General features: G+C 66.2%; 25 protein-coding genes and 1 riboswitch. Of the genes, 14 read left to right on the top strand and 11 right to left on the bottom strand.

Going from position 1 to position 23,000, the window contains the following annotated elements; genetic code table 11:
• Positions 1 to 8: 8 nt before the first annotated feature.
• The 3 genes from R4P57_RS14910 to R4P57_RS14900 form a co-directional block, all read right to left on the bottom strand.
• Complete coding sequence (locus R4P57_RS14910) at positions 9 to 1,298, bottom strand: RNA polymerase sigma factor (protein WP_317803590.1); 1,290 nt, start codon at positions 1,296 to 1,298, stop codon at positions 9 to 11.
• A 32-nt stretch (positions 1,299 to 1,330) separates the two neighbouring features.
• Positions 1,331 to 1,693 (bottom strand): YciI family protein, encoded by a 363-nt coding sequence (locus R4P57_RS14905; RefSeq protein ID WP_317803589.1) that lies wholly within the window; start codon positions 1,691 to 1,693, stop codon positions 1,331 to 1,333.
• 174 nt (positions 1,694 to 1,867) lie between these two features.
• Positions 1,868 to 2,164: a hypothetical protein gene (locus R4P57_RS14900; protein ID WP_317803588.1), complete on the bottom strand. Its 297-nt coding sequence runs from the start codon at positions 2,162 to 2,164 to the stop codon at positions 1,868 to 1,870.
• Positions 2,165 to 2,928: 764 nt separating this feature from the next.
• On the opposite strand from R4P57_RS14900, the gene R4P57_RS14895 reads away from it, so the two are divergent.
• Genes R4P57_RS14895 through R4P57_RS14875 form a run of 5 tightly spaced genes read left to right on the top strand, consistent with a single transcriptional unit; the run spans position 2,929 to position 6,629 of the window.
• On the top strand, positions 2,929 to 3,156 hold the full coding sequence (locus R4P57_RS14895) for a hypothetical protein (protein WP_317803586.1): 228 nt from the start codon (positions 2,929 to 2,931) through the stop codon (positions 3,154 to 3,156).
• Positions 3,153 to 4,088: an ABC transporter ATP-binding protein gene (locus R4P57_RS14890; protein WP_317803585.1), complete on the top strand. Its 936-nt coding sequence runs from the start codon at positions 3,153 to 3,155 to the stop codon at positions 4,086 to 4,088. Before R4P57_RS14895 ends, R4P57_RS14890 begins: the two co-directional genes overlap by 4 nt.
• Entirely contained in the window at positions 4,085 to 4,858 is a 774-nt protein-coding gene (locus tag R4P57_RS14885; RefSeq protein WP_317803584.1) for an ABC transporter permease, read from the top strand. The genes R4P57_RS14890 and R4P57_RS14885 overlap by 4 nt, the downstream gene beginning before the upstream one ends.
• Positions 4,859 to 4,896: 38 nt before the next feature.
• Positions 4,897 to 6,012 (top strand): sensor histidine kinase, encoded by a 1,116-nt coding sequence (locus R4P57_RS14880; protein ID WP_317803583.1) that lies wholly within the window; start codon positions 4,897 to 4,899, stop codon positions 6,010 to 6,012.
• A gap of 11 nt (positions 6,013 to 6,023) precedes the next feature.
• On the top strand, positions 6,024 to 6,629 hold the full coding sequence (locus R4P57_RS14875; RefSeq protein ID WP_317803582.1) for a response regulator transcription factor: 606 nt from the start codon (positions 6,024 to 6,026) through the stop codon (positions 6,627 to 6,629).
• 7 nt (positions 6,630 to 6,636) lie between these two features.
• Here the strand turns inward: R4P57_RS14875 and R4P57_RS14870 are convergent, their stop codons facing one another.
• The 3 genes from R4P57_RS14870 to R4P57_RS14860 are packed head-to-tail and all read right to left on the bottom strand — an operon-like array spanning position 6,637 to position 9,898.
• The gene (locus R4P57_RS14870; RefSeq protein ID WP_317803660.1) at positions 6,637 to 7,908 is read right to left on the bottom strand and encodes an MFS transporter; all 1,272 of its coding nucleotides are present in this window, start codon (positions 7,906 to 7,908) and stop codon (positions 6,637 to 6,639) included.
• A gap of 57 nt (positions 7,909 to 7,965) precedes the next feature.
• A complete protein-coding gene (locus tag R4P57_RS14865; RefSeq protein WP_317803581.1) occupies positions 7,966 to 8,412 on the bottom strand; it encodes a MarR family transcriptional regulator in 447 nt (148 codons plus the stop codon).
• A 34-nt stretch (positions 8,413 to 8,446) separates the two neighbouring features.
• Positions 8,447 to 9,898: an NCS2 family permease gene (locus tag R4P57_RS14860; protein WP_317803580.1), complete on the bottom strand. Its 1,452-nt coding sequence runs from the start codon at positions 9,896 to 9,898 to the stop codon at positions 8,447 to 8,449.
• 129 nt (positions 9,899 to 10,027) lie between these two features.
• On the opposite strand from R4P57_RS14860, the gene R4P57_RS14855 reads away from it, so the two are divergent.
• Together R4P57_RS14855 and R4P57_RS14850 are read left to right on the top strand one after the other, a co-directional pair.
• On the top strand, positions 10,028 to 10,267 hold the full coding sequence (locus R4P57_RS14855; protein ID WP_411742363.1) for a DUF2530 domain-containing protein: 240 nt from the start codon (positions 10,028 to 10,030) through the stop codon (positions 10,265 to 10,267).
• 140 nt (positions 10,268 to 10,407) lie between these two features.
• Positions 10,408 to 10,551, top strand: a complete 144-nt coding sequence (locus tag R4P57_RS14850; RefSeq protein ID WP_155289340.1) for a hypothetical protein — start codon at positions 10,408 to 10,410, stop codon at positions 10,549 to 10,551.
• Here the strand turns inward: R4P57_RS14850 and R4P57_RS14845 are convergent.
• The 3 genes from R4P57_RS14845 to R4P57_RS14835 are packed head-to-tail and all read right to left on the bottom strand — an operon-like array spanning position 10,520 to position 14,848.
• Positions 10,520 to 11,071 (bottom strand): phosphatase PAP2 family protein, encoded by a 552-nt coding sequence (locus tag R4P57_RS14845; protein WP_317803577.1) that lies wholly within the window; start codon positions 11,069 to 11,071, stop codon positions 10,520 to 10,522. The two genes, R4P57_RS14850 and R4P57_RS14845, sit on opposite strands and share 32 nt — an antisense overlap.
• A complete protein-coding gene (locus R4P57_RS14840; protein WP_317803576.1) occupies positions 11,061 to 13,781 on the bottom strand; it encodes a sacsin N-terminal ATP-binding-like domain-containing protein in 2,721 nt (906 codons plus the stop codon). The genes R4P57_RS14845 and R4P57_RS14840 overlap by 11 nt, the downstream gene beginning before the upstream one ends.
• Positions 13,782 to 13,804: 23 nt before the next feature.
• Positions 13,805 to 14,848 carry a DUF3027 domain-containing protein gene (locus tag R4P57_RS14835; protein ID WP_411742362.1) on the bottom strand — a complete coding sequence of 348 codons (1,044 nt, stop codon included), beginning with the start codon at positions 14,846 to 14,848 and terminating at the stop codon, positions 13,805 to 13,807.
• A 59-nt stretch (positions 14,849 to 14,907) separates the two neighbouring features.
• Between R4P57_RS14835 and R4P57_RS14830 the strand changes: the two genes are divergently transcribed.
• The 3 genes from R4P57_RS14830 to R4P57_RS14820 are packed head-to-tail and all read left to right on the top strand — an operon-like array spanning position 14,908 to position 17,994.
• A complete protein-coding gene (locus R4P57_RS14830) occupies positions 14,908 to 15,738 on the top strand; it encodes a glutaminyl-peptide cyclotransferase (protein WP_411742361.1) in 831 nt (276 codons plus the stop codon).
• Between the two features lie 4 nt (positions 15,739 to 15,742).
• On the top strand, positions 15,743 to 17,485 hold the full coding sequence (locus R4P57_RS14825) for an MFS transporter (protein WP_317803573.1): 1,743 nt from the start codon (positions 15,743 to 15,745) through the stop codon (positions 17,483 to 17,485).
• The gene (locus R4P57_RS14820; RefSeq protein ID WP_317803572.1) at positions 17,482 to 17,994 is read left to right on the top strand and encodes a DUF2771 domain-containing protein; all 513 of its coding nucleotides are present in this window, start codon (positions 17,482 to 17,484) and stop codon (positions 17,992 to 17,994) included. The genes R4P57_RS14825 and R4P57_RS14820 overlap by 4 nt, the downstream gene beginning before the upstream one ends.
• Positions 17,995 to 18,006: 12 nt before the next feature.
• Here R4P57_RS14820 and R4P57_RS14815 read toward each other — a convergent pair whose 3' ends face one another.
• The gene (locus R4P57_RS14815; RefSeq protein ID WP_008719325.1) at positions 18,007 to 18,423 is read right to left on the bottom strand and encodes a cold-shock protein; all 417 of its coding nucleotides are present in this window, start codon (positions 18,421 to 18,423) and stop codon (positions 18,007 to 18,009) included.
• 198 nt (positions 18,424 to 18,621) lie between these two features.
• Between R4P57_RS14815 and R4P57_RS14810 the strand changes: the two genes are divergently transcribed.
• From R4P57_RS14810 to R4P57_RS14800, 3 genes are all read left to right on the top strand, one after another.
• On the top strand, positions 18,622 to 18,840 hold the full coding sequence (locus R4P57_RS14810; RefSeq protein ID WP_082898830.1) for a hypothetical protein: 219 nt from the start codon (positions 18,622 to 18,624) through the stop codon (positions 18,838 to 18,840).
• Between the two features lie 2 nt (positions 18,841 to 18,842).
• Positions 18,843 to 19,217, top strand: a complete 375-nt coding sequence (locus R4P57_RS14805) for a YccF domain-containing protein (RefSeq protein ID WP_037187421.1) — start codon at positions 18,843 to 18,845, stop codon at positions 19,215 to 19,217.
• A 269-nt stretch (positions 19,218 to 19,486) separates the two neighbouring features.
• Positions 19,487 to 19,694: riboswitch (cyclic di-AMP (ydaO/yuaA leader) on the top strand.
• 8 nt (positions 19,695 to 19,702) lie between these two features.
• Positions 19,703 to 20,314 carry a resuscitation-promoting factor Rpf1 domain-containing protein gene (locus tag R4P57_RS14800; protein WP_317803571.1) on the top strand — a complete coding sequence of 204 codons (612 nt, stop codon included), beginning with the start codon at positions 19,703 to 19,705 and terminating at the stop codon, positions 20,312 to 20,314.
• Between the two features lie 78 nt (positions 20,315 to 20,392).
• Here R4P57_RS14800 and R4P57_RS14795 read toward each other — a convergent pair whose 3' ends face one another.
• Positions 20,393 to 20,581, bottom strand: coding sequence for a hypothetical protein (locus R4P57_RS14795; protein WP_008719333.1), 189 nt, complete (start codon positions 20,579 to 20,581; stop codon positions 20,393 to 20,395).
• A 61-nt stretch (positions 20,582 to 20,642) separates the two neighbouring features.
• On the opposite strand from R4P57_RS14795, the gene R4P57_RS14790 reads away from it, so the two are divergent.
• Positions 20,643 to 22,934, top strand: coding sequence for a helicase-associated domain-containing protein (locus R4P57_RS14790; RefSeq protein ID WP_317803570.1), 2,292 nt, complete (start codon positions 20,643 to 20,645; stop codon positions 22,932 to 22,934).
• Positions 22,935 to 23,000: the final 66 nt, after the last annotated feature.

Here is a 23,000-nt window from a genome sequence, read left to right as displayed (position 1 = left end):
CGCCGTCCTCAGCCGGGCGCGGAATCGGCACCGGCGGCGCGACTGACCTCGGCCAGCCGCTGCTCCAGGAAGGCGCGCTCCGCGGCATTCACCGTGAGCTCCAGCGCGCGCCGGTACGACTGAGCCGCGCCGGCTGCGTCGCCGAGGCGGCGCAGCAGGTCAGCGCGGGTAGCGGGAAGGTAAGGATAGTCGGCGAGCCGGGGATCGGTCGCCAGCTCGTCGAGGAGCGGCAGGGCGTCGGCCGGACCGTCGGCGAACGCCACGGCGGCGGCACGGTTGAGCGCGACCACCGGGGTGTTCCACACCGCCATCAGCCGGTCGTAAAGGTGCACGACCCGCGGCCAGTCGGTCTGCTCCACGGACGGCGCCATCGCGTGCACGCCGGCGATCGCCGCCTGCAGGGTGAACCGCCCCGGCGGGCCGGACGCCAGCGCCCCAGCCGTCACCGTGAGCCCCTCCAGAATCGCGCGCTGGTCCCAGCGCGTCCGGTCCTGGTCGGCAAGCAGAAGCAGCCGGCCCTGCTCGGCGGTCCGGGCGGCCCGGCGCGCGTCGGTGAGGAGCAGCAGGCCCAGCAGACCGCGGGTCTCGGCCTGCTCGGGGAGCAGCGCGGCGAGGGTGCGCGCGAGGTACAGGGCCCGGTCGCAGAGCTCCTCTCGGACGAGCGCGTCCCCCTCGCCGGCCGTGTGGCCGGTGCTGAAGAGAAGGAGGACGGCGGTGAGCACGCTGTCCAGGCGCTCGGGCAGCTCCGCCCGGCCCGGAACCCGGTAGGGGATCCGCGCCTGAGAGATCTTCTTCTTGGCCCGGGTGATCCGTGCCGCCATCGTCGGCTCGGACACCAGGAAGGCCCGGGCGACGTCGGGCGTGGGAACGCCGCAGACCAGGCGCAGGGTGAGGGCGATGCGGGCCTCGGGAGCGAGGGCGGGGTGGCAACAGGTGAACACCAGCCGAAGCCGGTCGTCCGGCACCGCGGCATCGGGCCAGTCCGGGTCGGCCGGGTCGGCCGGGTCGTGCGGATCGACGGTCGCCGGCTCCACGAGCAGCGGGAGCTTGCGCCGGAGGGTGACCTCGCGACGCAGCCGGTCGAGCGCCTTGTTCCGCGCCGCGGTGGTCAGCCACGCGCCGGGCCGCTCCGGGACGCCGTCCCGGGTCCAAGCCTGCAGCGCGCTGACGTACGCCTCCTGCGCGCACTCCTCCGCGACGTCCAGGTCGCCTGCGACGCGCACCGTGGCGGACAGCACGAAGGCCCACTCGGAGCGGTGGGCATGCACCAGCGCGGCAGCGACCGCGTCCGCCTGCACGGCGGACGCGGTCGCATCGTCGCTCGGAGCGGTCAGAACGGGTTCGTCGTCGGATCCACGACCGGGCGGACCTCGACGCCGCCGCCGGGGGCGGGGGCCGGGCACAGCTTGGCGATCTCGACGGCGTGGTCGAGGTCGCGCGCCTCGACGACGTAGATGCCGTTGAGGGCCTCCTTGGTCTCGACGAACGGGCCGTCCGTCACCGTAACGCCACCCTTGATCGAGGTGGCCGTCGTCGGGGGCGCCAGCGCCTGCCCGCCCACCAGGGACCCACCGAGCGCGAAGATCTGCTCGACGAACTTGCTGTGGGCGTCGATCACCGCGGGCCACGCTTCGGGCGAGATGTTCGCGTAGAACGCCGGGTCTTCGTAGATGAGGATCGCGTACTGGGACATGGAGCTGCCTCCTGCATGAGGTCGCGGGCCGGCCTGTCCGGCTCCGTCATTGACTACGACGAACATCCCGCTGCCGAATCGACAGCTAGGCCAATTTTTCTTCAAGTCTTTTTACGGCGCCGCCTTGCGTGCCGGAGTCCGCTTCGCGAGCCTAGTTGTACTCGCCTGACACGTTCATGACAGTCGGCTGATCGGGGGAAGGCCGCCACTGGCTGAGGGGGCTCGTCCAGTGTTGCGAAACTCGCGCGAGGGGGTAATAACGTTGCTGCGCTCGGCGTTGGTGAGGAAGACCTGCCGATATGCCCACCCGACCTGCAGCGTGCGGTTGCAACGCTCGACCTTGCGGTTCCGACAGGGGCAGTGGGGCCGAACGAAGACGTGCTCGGCGCTGAGGTCCGCCATGGCTTCGGCGACGTCGGTAGACAGCGTGTAACTGAAGTGGTTGCCGGTCATGACGCGATCGATGCGCATGATTCCGAACCTGGCGAAGTAGGCGGCGGCCCTGAGTCAGAATGCTGCGCAAGTCGGGCCCTTCTCGTCGGGAGTATCTCGGAGTATCCGAGCCGGCAGTAGTCGTCGACGAGTAAGTGCACGTAATCAAACCCGATCTTTGCCCGCTTCCGAGCGCCGGTTCAGCCCATCTGGCGGCTGTGGGCCTTCCAGCCGCCGCCATCAGGGCCACGAGAACGCCAATGCGGTATCCCCTACTTCGCGGCTCACGACATCACAATGCCGCGTGTATTGACCGACATCGGATCCTGTTGCCGTTCAGGCTATTCGCGCAGACTCCGAGTCCTGACATAAAGGGCAAGCGAACCAGACCGTACCGGGGCCTCTCCCTTCACGCGAGTCATCGATCCATTCCCCGGCGGTAGACGGTTCCGGTCCGTCCTCGATGTAGGGGTCTTCGGGATCTCTTTCACCGTTCATCGGCTGCTCCGGAGCGCTGGTCCGACTGATTTCTGGTGGGGAATTTGCCGTCGAATCGATGCGGCAACGAGTACCCGAGTCGAGTTCTCCATGTTTACCTCTCCTTGGATCCCCTCTTGTGGGCAAGCCTACCGACGGTCGGACTTCGAGCAGATTTGAGCTTCCCATCGGACCGTCTCTTCGACTACAGCGTCGGAGGCGCTGACAGAGCATGACTTTTGTCATGGGTGAACCATGATGCTGTCACTTCAGATGATGATGCGCTGCACTGTTTTCGGCCGTCCGGGCGCAGCAGACTCGTAATCATGAAGCAACCAGACGAAGGAAACCTGTTCACCGATCTCATGGAGCTCGGGCCGGCTCCGACGATGGCGCGTGAGATCGTCGTCATCGTCATCAGCATCGCCATTGTCGCCGTGCTGTTCGCGATCGTCGGCGCGTCGCTTCCGGCGTTCGTCGCACTCGGCGTCATCGTCGCCTTCATGGGCGTGCGGTTCGTCATCGGACTCCGCCACTGGGAGAAGCAATCATGACCATCATCGAAGTCAGCGGCATGACTCGCCGCTACGGTTCGGGCAAGAACGCTTTCGAGGCCGTGAAGGCGCTCGATCTGAAGGTTGCGGAGGGTGAGCTGTTCGGCTTGCTGGGCACCAACGGTGCCGGCAAGACCTCCACTCTCGAAGTGATTCAGGGACTTTCGCGGCCGAGCGAGGGCACGGTGCGGATTCTGGGAATGGATCCGGTGTCCGATCGCCGCAAGGTTCGACCGTCTCTGGGCATCATGCTGCAGAAGGGCGGACTGCCCCAGGATCTGACCACCGCGGAGAGCCTGCGGATGTGGGCGGGCACGTGCAGCAATCCGCTGCCGGCGGAAGAGGTGCTGGGGCGTGTCGATCTGGCCGATCGTGCCGATACTCGGGTGAAGTTCCTCTCGGGCGGTGAGCAGCGCAGGCTGGACTTGGCGTGCGCGATCATCAGCCGTCCGCGAGTGCTGTTCCTGGACGAACCGACCACCGGACTCGATCCCGAAAGTCGCCGCAACACATGGCGTCTGATCCAGGAGCTGAAGAACTCCGGCGTGACGATCATGCTGACGACGCACTACCTGGACGAGGCCGAGTCGCTGTGCGATCGGCTGGCCATCATGCACCGCGGCAGAGTCGTCCGCAGCGGAACGGTCGACGAGGTGGTCGCCGACCACCCGGCGAAGATCGAACTGAAGGCCCCCGGTACGGCGTTGCCGACACTGCCCGGTACCGCGATGGACGTCTCGGGAGACACCATCTCGATCCAGACGTCCTCGGTACAGGACACGCTCACCGACCTGCTCGTGTGGGCCCGCACCAACGGGGTGACCCTGCACGGTCTCGACGCCCGAGCGGCATCGCTCGAAACCGTATTCCTCTCCATCGCAGATGAATTCGACAATCCTGACTTCACACACACGAAGGTGATGAGCGCATGAGCACGATGACCGCACTGTCGCGAGCAGAGTTCACCCTGCTCGGACGCAACCGAGTACTACTGTTCAACGCGATCGTCATGCCGTTGATCGTCCCCATCGCACTGCTGATCGTCGGCAGCCGGGGTGACGGCGGGCTGAAAGACGCAGGCGTCGCCAGTGCGTTGGAGATCTTCGCACTGTTCCTGCTGGTGCTCTTGGTCTTCTACAACATGCTCTCGGTCTACGCCACGCGTCGAGACGAGTTGGTACTCAAGCGACTTCGCACCGGGGAGAGTTCGGACCTACAGATTCTGCTGGGACCGGCGATACCTTCACTGGTGCTCACCGTCGCACTGGGTCTGATCGTCGGAGCTGTCGTGGTGGCCTTCGGTGGGCCGGTTCCCATCAACGTAGTGCTCGTCGCCGTCGCCCTCCTCGGCGGTGCCGGACTGTTCGCCGCACTGGCGCTGATCACCTCGGCCTTCACTCGCAATGCGGAAGCGGCACAGATCACCAGCCTGCCGGTCATCCTGATCGCCATGGTCGGCTCGTCCGCGCTGCGCGGCGTTCTCCCGGATTCGTTCAGCAGGGTCGTCGAGCTGACACCGATGGCCGCGGTCTCGGACCTGCTGAACTTGGGCTGGTTCGGCACCACAACGCCTGGCGACGCGTCCATCGGCTTCGCTGCCACCTTCACCGAAGCCGGAATGCCGCTGCTGGTGATGCTCGCCTGGATAGTCGGCAGCCTCCTGATCGCCCGCACACACTTCCGCTGGGAACCGCGGTCCTAGATCGCACCTTTCGTCGACCGTCTGCAAGGCTGGAGATCATGAAGTTGCACGAGTACCTCAATCCACTGCACGGCTGGAACGACAGCAGTGCAGTGGACAAGGTGCGCGTCTACACCCGCCAGTCCTTCCTGCTCATCACCGTCGGTGTTGCCGTCGCAGCGATGCTCACATCTCTGCAGTACGACGACTATCTGTCGATGGCAGCGATGGCGGTCTGCGCCGCCGCCGCTTTCGTGGTTGTGCAGCGCACCCCCGCGCTCGGCGGTGAGTCGACGGCCAGCCCACGAATTCCGTTGGCGATCATGGCAGTCGCCGCCGTGGTGCTGGTTGCCGGCGGGACCACGAGCAACGCACTCTGGGCCGCCGTCCTCGTCACCACTGCGGTCGCGACCCTGATTCCGTTGCGATGGTCCCTGGCGGCGGCTGTGGCCGCTGCGGTGCTCGCAGCGGCTCTGGGAACCCCTGCAGTCGAAACTCTGATACTCGGCATCTTCATCGCCTTCATGTCCTTCACCGTCCAACTGTCGGCGTGGCTGCTGCGCATCGTCACCGAACTCGATGCCACTCGCGACGCTGCTGCCGCACTCTCGGTCGCCGAGGAGCGGCTGCGGTTCTCCCGGGATCTGCACGACGTCGTCGGACGCGCACTGTCCGCCATTGCGGTCAAGAGCGAACTCGCCGCGACGCTGGCGCGCAGGGGCGACGACAGGGCGGCGATACAGATGGACGAGGTGCGGGCGCTGGCTCAGGAGTCGATGACCGATGCCCGCCGGCTGGTGCGCGGATACCGATCCGTCGATGTGGCGTCGGAGCTCGACGGCGCGCGGTCGCTCCTGTCGGCCGCCGGAATCACCACCGAACTGATCGGCGAGTCCTCGGTTCTGTCGGGGCCTGCAGCCGAGGCTGCTGCCTGGGTGGTCCGTGAGGGTGTGACGAACATTCTGCGTCACTCCGCGGCCACCTACTGCCGGATCGAGCTGAGCGCCGGCAGCATTCGATTGATCAACGATCATCCGAGTGCATCGTCCGGCCGCGACGACGGCACGGGCCTGAGCGGGTTGCGCGAACGGTTGGTTGCGGTCGGCGGGACCCTGAATACGGACAAGACCTCCGAGGAATTCACTCTCACAGCGACGCTACCGACCGAAAACTGAAGGACCACATCATGATTCGAGTTCTACTGGCCGACGACGAGAATCTCATTCGTACGGCGCTGGCGACCATGCTCGATCTCGAGGACGACATCGAGATCGTCGGGCAGGCCGACTCCGGCGAGAAGGCGCTGACCGTCGCAGCCTCGCTCGCCCCCGATGTGGCAGTGCTGGACCTGCAGATGGGCGGGATCGACGGCATCGAGACAGCCCAGAAGATCGCCGAGACGCTGCCCACCTGCGCGTCGATCATCGTCACCAGCCACGGTCGGCCGGGCTACCTCAAGAAGGCGCTCGAAGCGGGCGTGCGCGGGTTCCTCCCCAAGACCACCTCGGCTGCCACGCTGGCGGAAGTGGTGCGCACCGTGCACGGCGGCGGACGCTACGTCGACCCCACGCTGGCCGCGGAAGCCATCGGAGCCGGCGACTCGCCGCTCACACCGCGCGAGGCCGACGTGCTCGAGTTCGCCGCCGACGGCGCGTCGATCGCGGAGATCGCACGGCGGGCCCATCTTTCGCCCGGCACCACCCGCAACTATCTGTCCGCTGCCGCGGCGAAACTGGGTGCAGCGAACCGGCACGAGGCCTGCGCTCTCGCTCGACGCCACGGCTGGATCTGACCCACCGTCACACCTTCGTGCTCACGGCGACGGTATCGAGAGTGGGGAGCCGGCGACCGTCTGCGGGCGGTACCACGGTGATCCGCAAATTGTTGTGCCGCAGTAGATACACGGCCGCGAAGAGGCCGGTCGCCAGAGAGATGACCCCGCCGAACAGCAACGGTGCCCGCGGATCCAGGGCGTCGGCGAGCCAACCGAGAACCGGACTACCCAGCGGAGTACCGCCGAGGAAGCACAGCATGTAGATGCCCATCACGCGTCCGCGCATGTCGGACGGCACCGACATCTGCAGAATGTTCATCGCCGACGTCGTGAACGTCAATGTCAGAGCACCGGTGGGTATCAACAGAAGTGCGACGAGCAGGTAGTTGGGCATCAATCCGACGATCAGCTCGAAGGCTCCGAATGCGATGACGGCACCGATGAAGAGCCGCAGGCGCGGCGCGCTCGCCCGCCGCGCAGCCAGAGTCGCTCCGGCCAACGTGCCGACTGCGAGGGTTGTCGAGAGCAGACCGTAGGCGTCTGCTCCGCTACCGAACGTGTTGCGCGCCAACACCGACAGACTCAACGGAAAGTTGAGGCCGAACGTCGAGACCATGAAGACCGTGGCCAGCAGGACTCGTAGGTCACCGCGCCCCCAGACGTACCGAAAGCCCTCCCGCACCTGCCCTTTGGCGCGTGGGGTGGGTTCGACGCGGAAGAGCTGACCGACGTTCATCGCCACGAGGGCACCGAACACCGCCGCAAACGACACGGCATTGATGAGAAACACCCAGCCGGTGCCGACGAGGGTGATGAGCACTCCGGACACAGCAGGCCCGACGATGCGCGCCATGTTGAAGGTCATCGAGTTCAACGCGATCGCATTGGCGAGAGTCTCTTTGCCGACCATCTCTATGGTGAACGATTGCCGCACCGGAGCGTCGATCGCGGACGAGCAGCCGAGGATGAATGCGATGACGTAGACGTGCCACAGCTCGACCATCCCCCCGACGTCGAGGACGCCGAGCACCAGCCCGCACACCGCGGCGAAGACCTGGGTGATCATGAGTAGCTTGCGCTTGTCGTAGCGGTCTGCCAGGACCCCACCCCAGACCGAGAGAAACAGCGTCGGCCCGAACTGCAGAGCCATGACGATGCCTACGGCGAAGCCGTTGCCGCCGGACAGCGTCAGAACGAGCCAGTCCTGGGCAACCCGCTGCATCCACGTGCCGACCAACGAAACGATCTGCCCCGACGCCCACAATCGGTAGTTGTGAGTCTTCAGGGCGGCGAACATCGTCGAGCCGGAGGTACGGGAAGCAGGGGCCACCGTTCAAATAATAAACCTAGGTAACTACTCGGAGTCACTCACGAGCGCGCCGATGATGTTCACCGCGTCACGCAGAACAGTGAGTTGATCGGGTCCGAGGCCCGCGAGCTGCGCGGTCATCCACGCCTCCCGGGCACTGGCCTCGTCGGCGATCAGCTCTCGACCGGCCGGTGAGAGCGAGACGATCACCTGCCGCCCGTCGGTGGGATGCGGGGTCCGCACCACCAGACCCAATTCGGCCAACGATGCGATCACCCGCGTCATCGACGGCGGCTGGACCTTCTCTCGCGCAGCCAATGCACCCGGCGTCATATCGCCCTCCCGACTGAGTGTGGCCAGAGCCGACAGCTGAGTGAGCGAGACTTGCGAGTCCACTCGCCTACCTCGAAGGTGGCGAGTCAGCCGCACCACAGCAAGCGACAGATCGCTTGCCAATTCGCGATTATCTTTAACTACGTTTCCCGACGTCACAGCGCAGAGAATACGCCCTGCTAGCGACCTCGCGTCATGTAACCGCCTCGGTGATGGGTCCGACGGCGAAATATGCAACAAACAGCAGTGCAACGATCCACAACAGGGGATGTACCGACTTCGCCCGGCCGGACCCGACCGCGAGTATCACCCAGGTGATGAAACCGACGCCGATCCCGTTGGCGATGGAGTAGGTGAAGGGCATCACCACGATGGTCAGGAAGGCAGGCAGCGCGTAATCGAAGCGGCGGAAGTCGATGTCGAGAACCTGCCCGATCATCAGTGCACCCACCACGACCAGCGCCGGAGCAGCCGCTTCGATCGGAACGACGGCCGTGAGCGGGGTGAAGAACATGGCCAGCAGGAAGAGCAGTCCGGTGACGACGTTGGCCAGTCCGGTACGCGCACCCTCGGCGATTCCGGAAGCCGATTCGACGAACACGGTGTTCGACGACGCCGACGCACCGCCTCCGACGATGGCCCCGGCTCCCTCGACGACCAGTGCCTTGCCGATGTTCGGCAATTTCCCGTCCTTGTCCAGCTTCGCTTCCTTGCCCAGACCCGTCATCGTGCCCATCGCGTCGAAGAAATTCGCGAGCACGAGCGTGAACACCAGCAGGCTCGCGGCAAGCACGCCGATGCGAGTGAACGCTCCGAACAGATCGACCTCGCCCACCAGGGACAGATCAGGAGACTGAATCAACTCGGTGGGCAGCTGCGGGACCGACAGGTTCCAGCCCTTGGGGTCGACGCCGTTCGACGGACCCACGTCGGTGACGGCCTCGACGATCGCCGCCAGCACCGTCGTGACCACGATGCCGATCAGCAGACCGCCGCGCACCTTGCGCACCACCAGCACACCCATCAGCAACAACCCGAACACGAAGATCACCGTCGGCCACGACGCGATGGACCCGTCGATGCCGAGCCCGACGGGAACCGTCGTGCCAGCGGCGTCGGGGATGCGGCGCACGAAGCCGGAGTCGACAAGACCGATGAAGGCGATGAACGCGCCGATGCCGGCGGCGATCGCTGCCTTGAGCTCGGCCGGGATCGCGTTGAACACGGCCGTGCGGAATCCGGTCACCGCCAGCAGCACGATGATGATGCCGTCGATGACGACAAGCCCCATCGCCTCGGGCCACGTCACCTGCGGTGCGATCGTCACGGCGAGGAGAGTGTTGATGCCCAGGCCTGCCGCGATGCCGAAGGGATAGTTGGCGATGATGCCGAAGGCGATGCTCATGAATCCGGCCACCAGCGCTGTCACGGCGGCGACCTGGGCGACCGGCAGGATGTTGCCGAGCACGTCGGTCTTGGCTGCCGCGTCGTCGGCGGAGAAGCTGCCCAGGATCAGCGGATTGAGGACGACGATGTAGGCCATGGCCACGAAGGTGACCACGCCACCTCGAACCTCGGATCCGACCGTCGAGCCGCGTTCGGTGATCTTGAAGTAGTTGTCGAGTAGCCGCGACGACAATTGCATGAGCGAACGATAAAGCACTCCGCCACACTTGGGTAACCGCAACTGCGTACCCGAGACACGCACAGCGGCGCAGCCGAGACACGCACAGCGACGCAGCCGAGACCGACACAGTGGCGTAGCTTGAATTTCGTGGCCGACCTACCCCAGATTCCGCGCAGCCTCACCGATCCGGTGCCGGTGTTGGCGATCGGCATCCTCGGCTGGATCATCGCGCTGGTGGTGTTCACGGCCATCGGAGATCGGGGCGGCGACGCACTGGCGACGTGTTGGTCCGGCATCGCCGTCGGTGCCGTGGGGTTCGGAATCTTCTTGATGCAGAGAGCGGCGTCACGTCGCGGGAGCAAAACCGCTCAACGCGGCCTCGATTGAGATCAGGATCACGTTAGCTCGGTCACCGCAAGCCCCCTGACGTGGGCAAACTAACCCCTCAGCGGGTTGAGTAACACAAAGTTAACGTGGACCATGGGTTATGTCAGTTAAACAACCTCTTGATCCACGAAAGCCAGGCCATGAAGCTCGTCTCTCAGTACCGCAACCGTCGCAACCACGTCCGCTCGCTCCGCGCTCTCTACGCACGCGCCAACGCTGTCTCCAGCCCGGCCATGCGCGACGAGCTGCTCGTCATCGCCCAGCGCTCGGATTTCTCGCGCTGATCAGCCTGACGGCATAGATCCATCCCAGCCCCCACAGGGCACCGAACACCCAGCCGGCCAGCACGTCCGTGGTCCAATGCGCACCCAGGTAGATCCGAGAGAATCCGATCAGCAGGGACGCGACCACAGGTAGCACGAGCAGTACCGGCCGATGCAGCCACGGAGTGGACGATCGCAGCATCACCGCGATCGCCACCGTGGCAAGCACCATCGACATCATCGCGTGGCCCGACGGAAACGAATGGCTCGCAATATCCACCAGCCGCTCCGGAATCGGTGGCCGCTCCCGCGCGAACGCGAATTTGAGCGCATTCATCAGACCCCACCCGGTCAGCATCGAGCCCGCGACCACGACGGCATCCGATCTGCGTACGACGCGAAGCAGCGCAACAACGACCACCGCGGACAGCAGAAACATCGACACCGTGTTGCCGAGCGTGGTGATGATCCAGAACATCGTCGTGACCCACCCGACTCGATGCTCGACCATCCAGTCCAGGATCACACCGTCAGGCCCCACGAGGTCGCTCCCAACTCTCCGTGCAGTGGACCGTTCCGTCGGCGGTCACCCACCACGGCACTGTTCGATCTCCACTGATATCTCGCTCGCCGCTCACGTCACCGGACAGCCGCACCACGAGTTCGCGATGCACCACCACCCCTCCGGCCGGAAGCGCCGATCCCAGTACGGCACAAGCCAACACAGCTCCGGGTTCACGATCCCAGGAACTGACGCGTCCCACTGCGAGCACTTCTCCGCTGATCGCTTCCGACGCCGACCTGATGTCGAGGACGTCGGCCAGTGCGGCAGCGGTGGCCATGTCCGAGAGCACGGCGACTTCCGGTGGCACCACGCTCGCCAGCCACGGGGCGTCGATCACGAGCGCATCCGACGCATCCACGACTGCGCCGCCGAGCGTGCGGACGCGATCCGGTGGATCGATGTCCGACACCTCGATGCGTCGCTCTGCAACAGCGGTAGCGATGAGCGTGTGAGTTCGCGCGATCACCGCAGGGGTCGGACTCCGTTGTGGATCCGACAGCGCTGCCAGCAGTACGCGAGCAGTATCGGCGTTCTCGCAGATCGGTGCGCTGAGCACCGCCTGCAATTCGTCGGCACGCGGATGATCCAGCGGATCGAGCAACCCGGCGAACGTCTCGTCCGACGGTGCACGGAACTCGATCGGGCGCGAACCGTGCACTCGCGCATACCGTCCGATCCACCACGCGGTGTAGCCGTCACGATCGGCCAGTGCCGCACGGGTGCTCGGATCGTCCAACAGTACGGTCATCGCCTCGGACCAGCCGTCCGATCGGACGAGGTCGAGATCCCGGACCGCGAGGAGTGTCTCCGGTTCCTCGGCCAGACTCGACCACCACGCCGACTCGTCGTCGAGATCGTGATCCGGCCCGGTCGGCAGTTCGTCGCGCACCACCGAGAACCCCCACCCGACGCCCACTGCACGCAACGCCCGCTCACCGAACCTGCTCACCACCGCAGGCGCGAGCACGCCGAACGGCGAATCCTGTACCAGCAGATCCGCCAACGGCGCTCCGGGAAGCAACAGTTCGTCGGCGCTGCGCAACTCGCCCTCGTCGTCCGCGAGGGGCAGGCCGCCGAGCCAACCCGGTAGTTCGCCCGCCTCTCCCGCCAGCGCGAGTACGGCGGAGACCAGCTCGTCGACCTCCTCGCTCTCGTCCCAGTCGAGATCGTCCAGAGCAGCTTCGAGTGCCGGGTCGGTGAGCAGTTCGGCCGCAGTCGCCTCACGGGCCGCCAGACGCGTCAGCAGCGGACTCACCGCATCCGGGTGCACCAGCCGGACCCAGGTGACCGCAGCCGAGGCGTCGGAGCCGATCACCGTCGTCCGTGGACCGGTCACCGTACGACCGTCTGCGAGCGGAACAGGCAGCGCAGCAAGCTCTTCCGCAGCCACACCGTCGACCACGAGTGGCACCAACGCGTCGAACAGTCGCCGCCACCAACTCGGCTCGCGATCGAGCCCACCGACCATCTCCGCCAGCCCCGCCAACCCGATCCGGTGCACACCCACTGCCGCGAGCGCCGACGCATGCCGCGCACCCGACAGTGATGCGTCGACCAGATTCGGTACGACATCGACCAGCGCCGAGACGAGTTCCTCGGTGGCGTCCGCAATGACGTTCGCCCGCTCGGGCACGAGGTCGCGTCCGTCGGCACCGGGAAGCCATGGCGCGCAGGACAGTCGCCGAAATACGAGTTCACGCAGTGCGCCGTCGACCGCACTGCGAGCGAATCCGACCTCGGGCACGAACGACACCCTGGATGCGGCAGGCAGCGAGGCCACGAAGTCCACGTAGCCGTGCGCTACCGCGTCGAACGAGACACCCGGCAACACGCGTCGCCGATCGGGTTGCATCGGCACATCGGCAATGACCAACGCGGGCAACGACATCAGCTCGTCCGAGCGAGTCGGAGCGCGCAACACGTCGGGCGGCGCGGGAACGGGCAGACCGTCGACAACTGGAGCGAGCCAGCGGGCGGGCGGGGTGACGAACTGCCGCCAGGTTCGCGATCCGATCGCGATCTCGGCGGTGTTTTCATCGAGTTTCGTTCTGGTGCAGTCGATCACGACGCCGTCGATCTCGATGGAGTTCAGGGCCTCCAGTTCGAGCAGCAGGTCCATGGCCTCGTCCACAAAACCCGCGGCAAAAGAATCCGCTGCCACATCGGCTCGCAATGTCAACACGATCTCGGTATCGAACCCATCAGCGGGCGGGGCGGCGACCGGCCACGCGAGCCGCAGCACCGGCACGCCGGTATCGGGCGCGAGCATGTCTCGCTCACGCAGCGCCTCGAGTGTGCGCCGGGCGCTGAACGCCACGCCGCCGTTGCGGGATCGCACCTCTATCTCGTCGGACACCGAACGCACGGCGGTGAACCCGACCCCGAACTGCCCGACGCCCGAATCCGCAGCAGTCTTGCCCGACGCCCTCAACGCGGTCAACGCATGCACACCGGAGATATCAAGCGCAGCACCGGTATTGGCAACATGCATGGCCCCGGCGGCGTCGATCCACACGGCCAGTCGACCCCGGACCCCGGCGCGCTGAGCGGCGTCGGCAGCATTCTGCGCCAGCTCGGTCAACAGACGATCGCGATAGCCCCCACGCACCAGATCGGACTCGGACGCCGAATCCTCTCGAAGCCGGGTGGGAGAAGAGCCCCACGCCGCGAGAATCGACTCCCGCAACGACCCGGTGTCGAACGGATCGATCAGCTCGGAGATGCCGAAGCTTCTTCCTGCGCAGCAAGATCGGTGGCACTCGACGCATCATCGGCGACAGGTTCGGCCTCGTCGGCCGCAACGACCTCGGCAGCCGCCGACTCTGCCGGGGCAGCCTCGGCCTCTCCCGCTGTCTCGACGGTGTCAGTCGTTTCGACGGAATCAGTCGTTTCGACGCTGTCGGCTGTCTCGGCTGTCTCGACGCTGTCGACTGTCTCGGCGGTGTCGACTGTCTCGGCGGTGTCGGTTGTCTCGGCAACAGGAGCCGGCTCGACCGAGGCGACCGGCGATGCGATGACGTCGAGTGCTGCGTCGTCGTACGGCTCGAATTGCGGCGATCCGGCTCCGGTGGGGAGTTCGGTGTCGGAGTGCGCTCCGCAGCCGTACTCGGCATGCACCACGTGTCCGTCGGCCGCGAATTCGTTGCCGCACACCCCGAATGCTGCGGACAGCGAACCGGCGATGGGGAGGTAGAAACCACACAGCCCGCAGGTGGACGGCGCAGCCTTGGCCATCTCGGTATCGGGACCGAAGTCGCCGTCGTACCAGCGCTGGGCGGCGTCGAGGCGTCCTTCGAGGCTGGTGACCTTGGTTCGGCCGAGACCGATCTCGCCCGCCACCTCGTCGATGGCAGGGTCACCGGATTCGACGTACCCCGGCACGAGCCGCGGATCGTCCTGGCGCGGAGACAGCAGATCGCCGGGTCCCAGGTCGCCGGGACGGATGCGCTCGTCCCAGGGCACCCAGGTCGGTGCCACGAGAGCATCGGGGCCCGGAAGCAGAACCAGCTCACTGACCGTGGCGTGATCCGCGTCCTCCGGGGCAGCGACCACGACGGCCCACTGCCATCCGCGGTACCCCTCGAGATCGCTGGCGAACCGGTGGGTGGCAGCACTGGAGTCTTCGGCGGTGACCCCGAGGTACTCGCCGATACCGCCCTCTCCCAGGTCGAGCAGAGCCTGCCGCGCGAGGTCCACGGCATCGGCCAAGACGGGGCGGATGGAATCGAGCTCTGGAGAAGATACGAAACTCACACATTCAGTTTGCCGCATCGACTCGGTGACGCCCAGTTCGGGCTGCCATCATGGGTGCAATGACCGTCCGCGCTCGCACCTACGCTGCCCTCGTGACCTCACTGATGGCTGCGTCCGCATGCTCGTCGACGACGCAGCCGACCCCGGTGACGTCCGATTCGGTTCCGACACTGACCACCGAGATCGTGCGCGAATACGACCGCAGCAACGACGCATTCACTCAGGGCTTCGAGATCGACGGCGGCGTGCTCTACGAGGGCACCGGACTGGAAGGCTCCTCGTTCGTCAGGCGGACATCGCTCGAGACCATGACCGAACTCGGTCGCGTGGATCTGCCGGCCGATGTGTTCGGCGAAGGCATCACCGTCGACGGCGACACCCTCTGGCAGATCACCTGGCAGGACGGTGTCGCGATCGCCCGAGACCCGAACACCCTCGCCGAGCAACGCCGAGTGAACTACGACGGCGAAGGCTGGGGGCTGTGCACACAGAGACCGGATGACCGCCTCGTGATGAGCGACGGCTCGTCCACCCTCACCTTCCGCGACCCCACGTCGTTCGATGCCGAGTCCACCGTGAACGTCACGCTCGACGGCAATCCGGTCGAGCGGCTCAACGAACTCGAATGCGCCGACGACGGATCGGTGTACGCCAACGTGTGGCAGACATTCGACATCATGCGCATCGACCCAGCCACCGGCGCGGTGACCGCAGTCATCGACGGCACCCCACTGTGGAATTCGATGTCGGCCTCCGAACGAGGCCGCGCCGACGTGCTCAACGGCATCGCGCAGATCCCCGGCACCGACCGGTTCCTCGTGACCGGCAAATACTGGCCCAAAATCTTCGAGGTGCGATTCACCGATACCGCGCCGGTAGGACAGAATTGACACCGTGACCGATCCACGTCTTCCCCACACCCCACCGGGTGCGGACGACCCCGAGCAGAACGATGCTCCTGACCGACCCGGTCACTCCGCAGGTTCCGCTCCTGACCAACCCGGTCACTCCGCAGGCTCCGCTCCTGACCCGCTCGAGCACCCAGGTCTGGCGAACTACCCGCCCGCTGTTCCTCTGACGTCCACCCACGTTCCGAGTCGGCGTCAGCCGTTGCCGCCGTTGCACCCGCCACGTACCGAGCAGATCACTGCGGCGCGCGGCAAGTCCGGCGCACGCAAGCCGCCCCCGATGCCCAAGAAGCTGACCGTCACCCGCGTCGCCGCCATGCGCGGACGCGAGCTGACCGGCAAGGGAATCGCATCGTTCCAGCGAGCCGCGAAGGCCGACGGTGCCGACAAGTCCGGTCTGACGGCACTCACCTACGCGACCATGGCGAACTTCGCATCGGACGCCGCGCTGGCGATCGCATTGGCCAACACCCTCTTCTTCTCCGCCGCCACCGGTGAGGACAAGACCAAGGTCGCGCTGTATCTCGTCATCACCATTGCGCCGTTCGCGCTGATAGCGCCGCTCATCGGACCGCTGCTCGACCGATTGCAGCAAGGACGACGCATCGCGCTCGCCACGTCCTTCGGGTTGCGCACCGTGTTGGCGGTGGTGCTGGTGTTCAACTTCGACAGCTGGGTGTTGTATCCGGCCGCGCTCGGCATGCTCGTCCTCAGCAAGTCCTTTGCGGTGCTCAAGAGCGCGGTGACGCCGCGAGTACTGCCGCCGGAGATCGACCTCGTTCGCGTCAACTCCCGTCTGACGGTGTTCGGTCTGCTCGGTGGCACCATCGCGGCAGGGGCCGTCGCCGGCGGCATCGCGTTTTTCGCAGGCTCACCCGGCGCGCTGTGGTTCGTCGCCGCGATCACCGTGCTCGGCGGCTACCTCAGCATGCAGATCCCGTCCTGGGTCGAGATCACCGAGGGTGAAGTGCCGGCCACCCTGAGCTACCACGCCGACCAGCACAGCGGCAGCGACTTCGCCGGAAGCAGTGCCCCGACAGAGAATTTGCGCCGCACGCCGCCGAGCAGCACCAAGAACCGGAGACAGCCCCTGGGTCGGGCCGTCATCGTGGGACTGTGGGGTAACGGCACCATCCGCATCCTCACCGGTTTCCTGACGCTCTACATCGCATTCGTCGCCAAATCCCGTACCGAACACGAGCCGCTTCAGCAGGCCGCGATGCTCGGACTCGTCGGAGCCGCCGCCGGTCTCGGCAACTTCTCGGGCAACGCGCTCGGTGCCAGAATCAAGCTCGGCCGGCCATCCCTTGTGGTTCTTCGCTGCACCCTCGCAGTCACGGTGGTGGCCGTCGTCGCCGCGGTCACCGACAGCCTGCTCACCGCAGCGGTGGCCGCGCTCGTTGCGTCGAGCGCCAGTGCACTCGCCAAGGTCTCCCTCGACGCGTCCCTGCAGGCCGATCTGCCGCCGGAGTCGATCGCGTCGGGATTCGGCAGATCGGAAACCGTCATGCAGCTGTGCTGGGTCCTCGGCGGCACACTCGGCGTGCTGCTCCCCACCGAGTACTGGCTCGGTTTCACCGTGGTCTCGGTGTTGCTTACGATCGGGCTCGTGCAGACATTCCTCACCTACCGCGGCAGATCGCTTCTGCCCGGCTTCGGCGGCAACCGCCCCGACCACGTCGAACAAGAAGTGTTCGACGGTTCCTTCGGCGAAAACGTGACCAAGTGAATCTCGCTCCTCACACCAAGAAGATCGCCGCCCTGACCGGTGCGGGTCTGCTCGTCGTCGCCGTTGCGTTCGTCGCGGTGCTCGCCCTGCTGATCGGGAACGCACCGGACAAGGAACCGACCATCGCCACCTACGCCAACGGCAGGACTGTCGAGGTGGAGCCCTACCTGTACTGCGCCGTCAGCGACCCGCTGTGCACCAACGTCGGCGAAACCAGCGAGATCGAGGTCGGCAAGGCCTCAACGGTGCAGCTCTCGCTACCCGAGGCCGTGTACTCGGCGCCGTGGGTACTCGCATTGGTCTACGGCGACGATGCCGGGAACGTCATCGAGACCAGTGGATTCAACGAACCCGGAACCAGGCTCAGCGTCACGGTGCCCACCACCGACGACAGCGACCGAACCCTGCTGGGGATCGAAGTTCGTCTGCCCACCGGCATCATCGACACCGACACCAATCAGGAGGGCTTCGTCAGCCACGCCATCTGGTCGATCGGCACGCGCCCGTAGTCGTCCCCGAGATCAGCTGTCGAGCTCGCGGGCCACGGCCCGGACCACCTCGGAGATGCGCTGCGCGATCTTGCGGTCCGGGTACTTGCCCTTGCGGAGCTCGGGCTGCACGGTCGCTTCGAGCAACGTGATCATGTCCTCGACCATCCCGTGCAGCTCGTCGGGTGTGTGCTTGCGCTCGACGGGTTCGCGGCGGGTGCTGCCGGTGTTCTGGCGCACCGACGGTGCAGGCTCGAGCACCTTCAGGCTCAGTGCCTGCGGTCCGCGACGGCCCGCGGCCATACCGAACTCGACTCGCTGACCGGCTTTGAGGCCCTCGACGCCCTCGGGCAGCGCCGAGGAACGCACGTAGACGTCCTCGCCTTCCTCCTGCGAGAGGAATCCGAATCCCTTGTCGACGTCGTACCACTTCACCTTGCCGGTCGGCACTGAGCTCACCCGTTCATCTGTTGCTGTCGATAGTTGCGTTGTTCGTGGGACCGATGTTCGGCCCGCACAAGTTTCGCGCCCCACGAGAACGTAGGACGCGAATACGTCAGTCTAGCGCGGTGAGCCCGGATAGAGCATTCGAGTTGTTCCCCGCACCGCGCGCTTCACAGCGCCCCGCTTCGCACTACCGTGGTGTACGTGGACACAACGACCCGTAAGAGCAGCACCGCTCTGCTGCGCATCGCGCTGGCCCTGTTCGCGATCGGCCTCGTCGCCATCGTCGCGATCCTGATGTTTCCGATCTTCTCCGACGCGAAGCCCCCACTCGGGCTGTACCTGACGGCCATGTTCTCCGCGCCGACCGGCTTCGTGCTGGCCCTGGGGTACGCGCTGGCATCCGGACGACGGGCGCGCTGACCATGCGGTTGATACTGAACGTCATCTGGCTGGTCTTCGGCGGTCTGTGGCTGGCACTGGGCTACTTCCTGGCCGGACTACTGCTGTGCATCCTGATCGTCACCATCCCGTTCGGCATTGCGTCGTTCCGCATCGGCGTCTACGCGCTGTGGCCGTTCGGGTCGACGATCGTCGACAAGCCGGGGTCCGGATCCGGCGCGCTCGTCGGGAACGTGCTCTGGCTGATTCTGGCCGGTTGGTGGCTGGCCCTGACTCACGTGGTCACCGCCGTCGCGATGGCGATCACCATCATCGGCATCCCGTTGGCGATCGCGAACCTGAAGATGATTCCCGTATCCCTGATGCCCCTCGGCAAGGACATCGTTGCCGTTCGGTGACCTCCCGAACCGGTTCCAGCCTATGTGACTTCCATCACATCACGCTCCGGTAACGGACAGGCAACGGACAGGGGTTCAATGCCCGGCACGTCCACTAGCTGGGCCGACTCGAGAGACCCGAAAGGGGTACAAAATGCGCTCTCGACAACACCCCGAAATCGACAGTTACCAAATAGTGACGTAAGGCGGGAATTTCAGTACGGTCAGCAGCGGCCGGAAAGTTCGGCCGAATTCCGGCCCGCAGCGCCAAACCTCGTCCCGCGGGAACCGGAACACCCTCGACGATCACCCAGGGGACGAGGACGGGGGACCCACGTCCTCCACGGACAACCGGGAAGTTGTAGCGACTCACGAAGTCGCACCGACTTCCCTTGGGGTGAAGCCCAATTGCCCACTCTCAGGAGTGAGCGAGAAGGCCGGGCTACCTCTCAGCCCGAACCCGACAGCTGACCTCGCAGGCGCGTGTGGAGAGGATTTCAACTCGTATGAGCGGACGTCATCGCAAGCCGAGCACCACTGGCAAGACCGTCGCAAAGGTCGCAGTCACCGGAGCCATCATGGGCACCGCAGGACTGGCCTTCACCGGCACGGCCAACGCGGCACCGGATTCCGACTGGGATCGCCTGGCACAGTGCGAAGCCGGCGGCAACTGGGGCATCAACACCGGCAACGGCTTCCAGGGCGGATTGCAGTTCTCCCCCAGCACCTGGAACTCGCACGGCGGCCAGCAGTACGCGGCCACGGCCAACCAGGCCAGCCGTGAAGAGCAGATCGCAGTCGCAGAGAAGGTTCTCGACTCGCAGGGCTGGGGCGCATGGCCGTCCTGCTCCTCGAGCCTCGGACTGAACAGCTCGCCGACCGAGCGCAGCGTTCCGGTCACCCCCAAGGCACCGGAAGTTCCCGCGCTGCCCGACCTGACGTCCATCCCGGCAGTCGACAACTCGGCCGAGGTCGTCGAGGGCATCGTCACCGCCGTCCAGAACATCACCAACGATCCTCAGATCGCCTCGTTCGTGCAGAACGCAGCCCAGGGCATCCAGCTCGATCCGCAGATCGTGAACTTCTACCAGGCCAACAAGGCATTCCTGCCCCAGTAAGCGCCCGCGACGGTTCAGCTCGTACGAAAAAAGCCCCCGACGGATGGTCGGGGGCTTTTTCGTGATCGAGGGCCGCAGCTAGCGATTGACCACGGTCACCGGATGGGCATAGGGGAGGTCTTCGACGGGCAGCGGGAACTCGGTGTCCTCGCCGAAGGGTGACAAGCCACCCGATCGAGCGGACGAGAGTTCGGTCACCGCGTGGTCACCGCGAGCGGTTTCCGGCCAGCCTGGATCGACATAGGGCTTCTTCGACTTGTTCACCATGCGCCTATTTTGACACCTGCCCTGCGGCAAGCACCAGCCCAGGTCTCTAATCTGATAGGCGATGACCGACACGACTGCGCACCGACACACCGACACGCCCCCGGATCTGCCTCAGTGGATCGCAGCTCGCAGCGACGCCGAGCTGATCAAGGCCATGTCGCTGCGTCCGGATCTGACCGCGCCGCCGCCCGCATCCCTGGCCGTGCTGGCCGGACGGGCCGAGCAACGCCGGTCGATCCTGCACACCGCGGACACCCTCGACACCCTCGCCCTGACGGTGCTCGAGATTCTTGCCACCGAAGAGGCATACGAGCGGCCCGTCACTCGCGCCGCGCTACTGGCAGTGGTCGCCAAACGGGCACCGGCCAAGAGCGTGGACAAGGCACTGGCCCAGCTGCGCGAACGCTTGCTGGTGTGGGGTGACGCAGCCGGCTTCCGGATCAGCGCTGCCGCGGCGGACGCGGTGCCGTGGCGCATCGGCCGCGCACTCGACCCGGTGGACAACCTCACCGAATCACACATCACCGCGGCCCTCGCCGAACTCGGTGACGGCGAACGCAGCCTTCTCGACACCCTCGCCCGATCGTCCCCGACCGGCCGCACCCGAGACGCCGCACCGGGCACGCCGCCGGATCGACCCGTCCAGAAGCTGCTCGCCGCAGGCCTACTGATCTGGTTGGACGAGCAAACCGTCGAGCTGCCCGTCCAGGTAGGGCAGATCCTGCGCGGCGAGCCGATGTCGGACCCGCGCTCGCTCGCCGAACCCAAGCTCGCCACCGGCACCTATTCGCTCGCCGATGTAGACGCCGCTGCCGCAGGAGAGGCACTCGAGCTGGGTCGGCACTGCGTCGCAGTGATCGAGGCACTCTCCGGTTCTCCTGCACCCGCCCTCAAGGCCGGCGGCCTCGGAGTGCGCGAGCTCCGCAAGATCACCAAGGCCACCGGCCTCGACGACGATCGAGTGAGCGTCCTTGTCGAGTTGCTGGCCGCCGCCCATCTCATCTCGAGCGGAACACCGGACCCGGTTCCTGCGTCCGACAACGGCGACGACTACTGGGCACCGACCCCGGCGATCGACGCATGGCTCACCGCAGCCCCGGCGGCCCGCTGGCACACCCTCGCCTCCGCCTGGCTCGAAGTGCCGCGGGCACCGTGGGTCATCGGGATGCGTGACCCCAACGACAAGCCCATCGCCGCCCTGTCCGAGGAAGTCCGCTCTCCGGCCGCACCGCGGGATCGACGCATGATCCTGGAATTGCTCGCCGAACTCGGCAGTGGGCACGCAGCGCAGCCCGCCGACCTCGCCCGCACCCTGGCGTGGCGTCGACCCCGGTGGTCCGGGCGCTTCGGCGTCACGCCCGTCGGACATGTTCTCGCCGAAGCGACGGCTCTCGGCATCGTCGCCCGTGGGGCGATCTCGACCCCGGGCCGGTCCCTGCTGCACGACGGCAACGCCGAGGCCGACATGCGTGCGGCACTGCCCGAGCCCATCGACTACGTCCTGGTGCAAGCCGATCTGACGCTGGTGGCACCCGGCCCGCTCGAGCCGGACCTACAGGATCGGATAGAACTGGTCGCCGATGTGGAATCCGCGGGCGCAGCCACGATGTACCGGATCAGCGACACCAGCCTGCGCCGCGCGCTCGATGTGGGACTGACCGCCTCCGAGCTGCACACGTTGTTCGCCACCCACTCGCGAACGCCGGTGCCGCAGGCCTTGAGCTACCTGATCGACGACGTGGCTCGTCGGCACGGCCGCCTACGAGCAGGCGTCGCCGCGTCGTTCGTTCGGTGCGAGGACCCGGCATTGCTGGCCGAGGTGATGGCGTCCCCGGCAGCCGAATCGCTGGCCCTGAGAGCACTGGCTCCGACCGTCGCGATCTCACAGGCCCCGCTCGCCGAGGTGCTCACGGTCCTGGCCGGAGCGGGCTTCGCGCCTGCGGGAGAGGACTCGTCCGGCACCATCGTCGATCTGCGTGCCCGCGGGTCGCGGGTATCGGCGAGGCGGCCACGCCAGGCGTTCCGCACTCCGGCCGTCCCGACCGAGGAACAGCTGGGCTCGTTGGTGCGCGGGATGCGCGCTGCCGACAGAGCGGCAGGCAACGGCGGCGCAGTGGTGCGGGCCGACGGCTCTCGAGCCAGCAGCACCGCAACGATGACGCTGCTGCAGACCGCAGCGAAGGTCAAACGGAGCGTGAGCATCGGCTACGTCGACGCACAGGGCGTGGCGACCCATCGCATCGTCGATCCGATCAGCATCGGCGGCGGCCAACTCGACGCGTTCGACCCCGCCACCGGTGGGGTTCGGCGCTTCACCCTGCATCGGATCACCTCGGTCGCATTGGTCGAGTAGACCGGGCTCACGTGCACGCACGCCCCTACCTGTGGACAATGGAGAAGTTGCGCTCTTTCGGGCGCA

Source organism: Rhodococcus sp. IEGM 1330 (genome assembly GCF_033142445.1).
In the GTDB taxonomy this organism is placed as follows: Bacteria; Actinomycetota; Actinomycetes; order Mycobacteriales; family Mycobacteriaceae; genus Rhodococcoides.
Note: the sequence above shows the minus strand (reverse complement) of the source record. Positions and strands in the feature narration are given on the sequence as shown.

What these genes read in the sequence shown, in the direction of transcription:
- R4P57_RS14870 (WP_317803660.1), bottom strand. Translation starts at nt 7,908, where the DNA reads ATGTTCGCCGCCCTGAAGACTCACAACTACCGATTGTGGGCGTCGGGG.
- R4P57_RS14875 (WP_317803582.1), top strand. Translation starts at nt 6,024, where the DNA reads ATGATTCGAGTTCTACTGGCCGACGACGAGAATCTCATTCGTACGGCG.
- R4P57_RS14880 (WP_317803583.1), top strand. Translation starts at nt 4,897, where the DNA reads ATGAAGTTGCACGAGTACCTCAATCCACTGCACGGCTGGAACGACAGC.
- R4P57_RS14800 (WP_317803571.1), top strand. Translation starts at nt 19,703, where the DNA reads ATGAGCGGACGTCATCGCAAGCCGAGCACCACTGGCAAGACCGTCGCA.
- R4P57_RS14885 (WP_317803584.1), top strand. Translation starts at nt 4,085, where the DNA reads ATGAGCACGATGACCGCACTGTCGCGAGCAGAGTTCACCCTGCTCGGA.
- R4P57_RS14830 (WP_411742361.1), top strand. Translation starts at nt 14,908, where the DNA reads ATGACCGTCCGCGCTCGCACCTACGCTGCCCTCGTGACCTCACTGATG.
- R4P57_RS14860 (WP_317803580.1), bottom strand. Translation starts at nt 9,898, where the DNA reads ATGCAATTGTCGTCGCGGCTACTCGACAACTACTTCAAGATCACCGAA.
- R4P57_RS14805 (WP_037187421.1), top strand. Translation starts at nt 18,843, where the DNA reads ATGCGGTTGATACTGAACGTCATCTGGCTGGTCTTCGGCGGTCTGTGG.
- R4P57_RS14790 (WP_317803570.1), top strand. Translation starts at nt 20,643, where the DNA reads ATGACCGACACGACTGCGCACCGACACACCGACACGCCCCCGGATCTG.
- R4P57_RS14905 (WP_317803589.1), bottom strand. Translation starts at nt 1,693, where the DNA reads ATGTCCCAGTACGCGATCCTCATCTACGAAGACCCGGCGTTCTACGCG.
- R4P57_RS14850 (WP_155289340.1), top strand. Translation starts at nt 10,408, where the DNA reads ATGAAGCTCGTCTCTCAGTACCGCAACCGTCGCAACCACGTCCGCTCG.
- R4P57_RS14795 (WP_008719333.1), bottom strand. Translation starts at nt 20,581, where the DNA reads ATGGTGAACAAGTCGAAGAAGCCCTATGTCGATCCAGGCTGGCCGGAA.
- R4P57_RS14895 (WP_317803586.1), top strand. Translation starts at nt 2,929, where the DNA reads ATGAAGCAACCAGACGAAGGAAACCTGTTCACCGATCTCATGGAGCTC.
- R4P57_RS14890 (WP_317803585.1), top strand. Translation starts at nt 3,153, where the DNA reads ATGACCATCATCGAAGTCAGCGGCATGACTCGCCGCTACGGTTCGGGC.
- R4P57_RS14900 (WP_317803588.1), bottom strand. Translation starts at nt 2,164, where the DNA reads ATGCGCATCGATCGCGTCATGACCGGCAACCACTTCAGTTACACGCTG.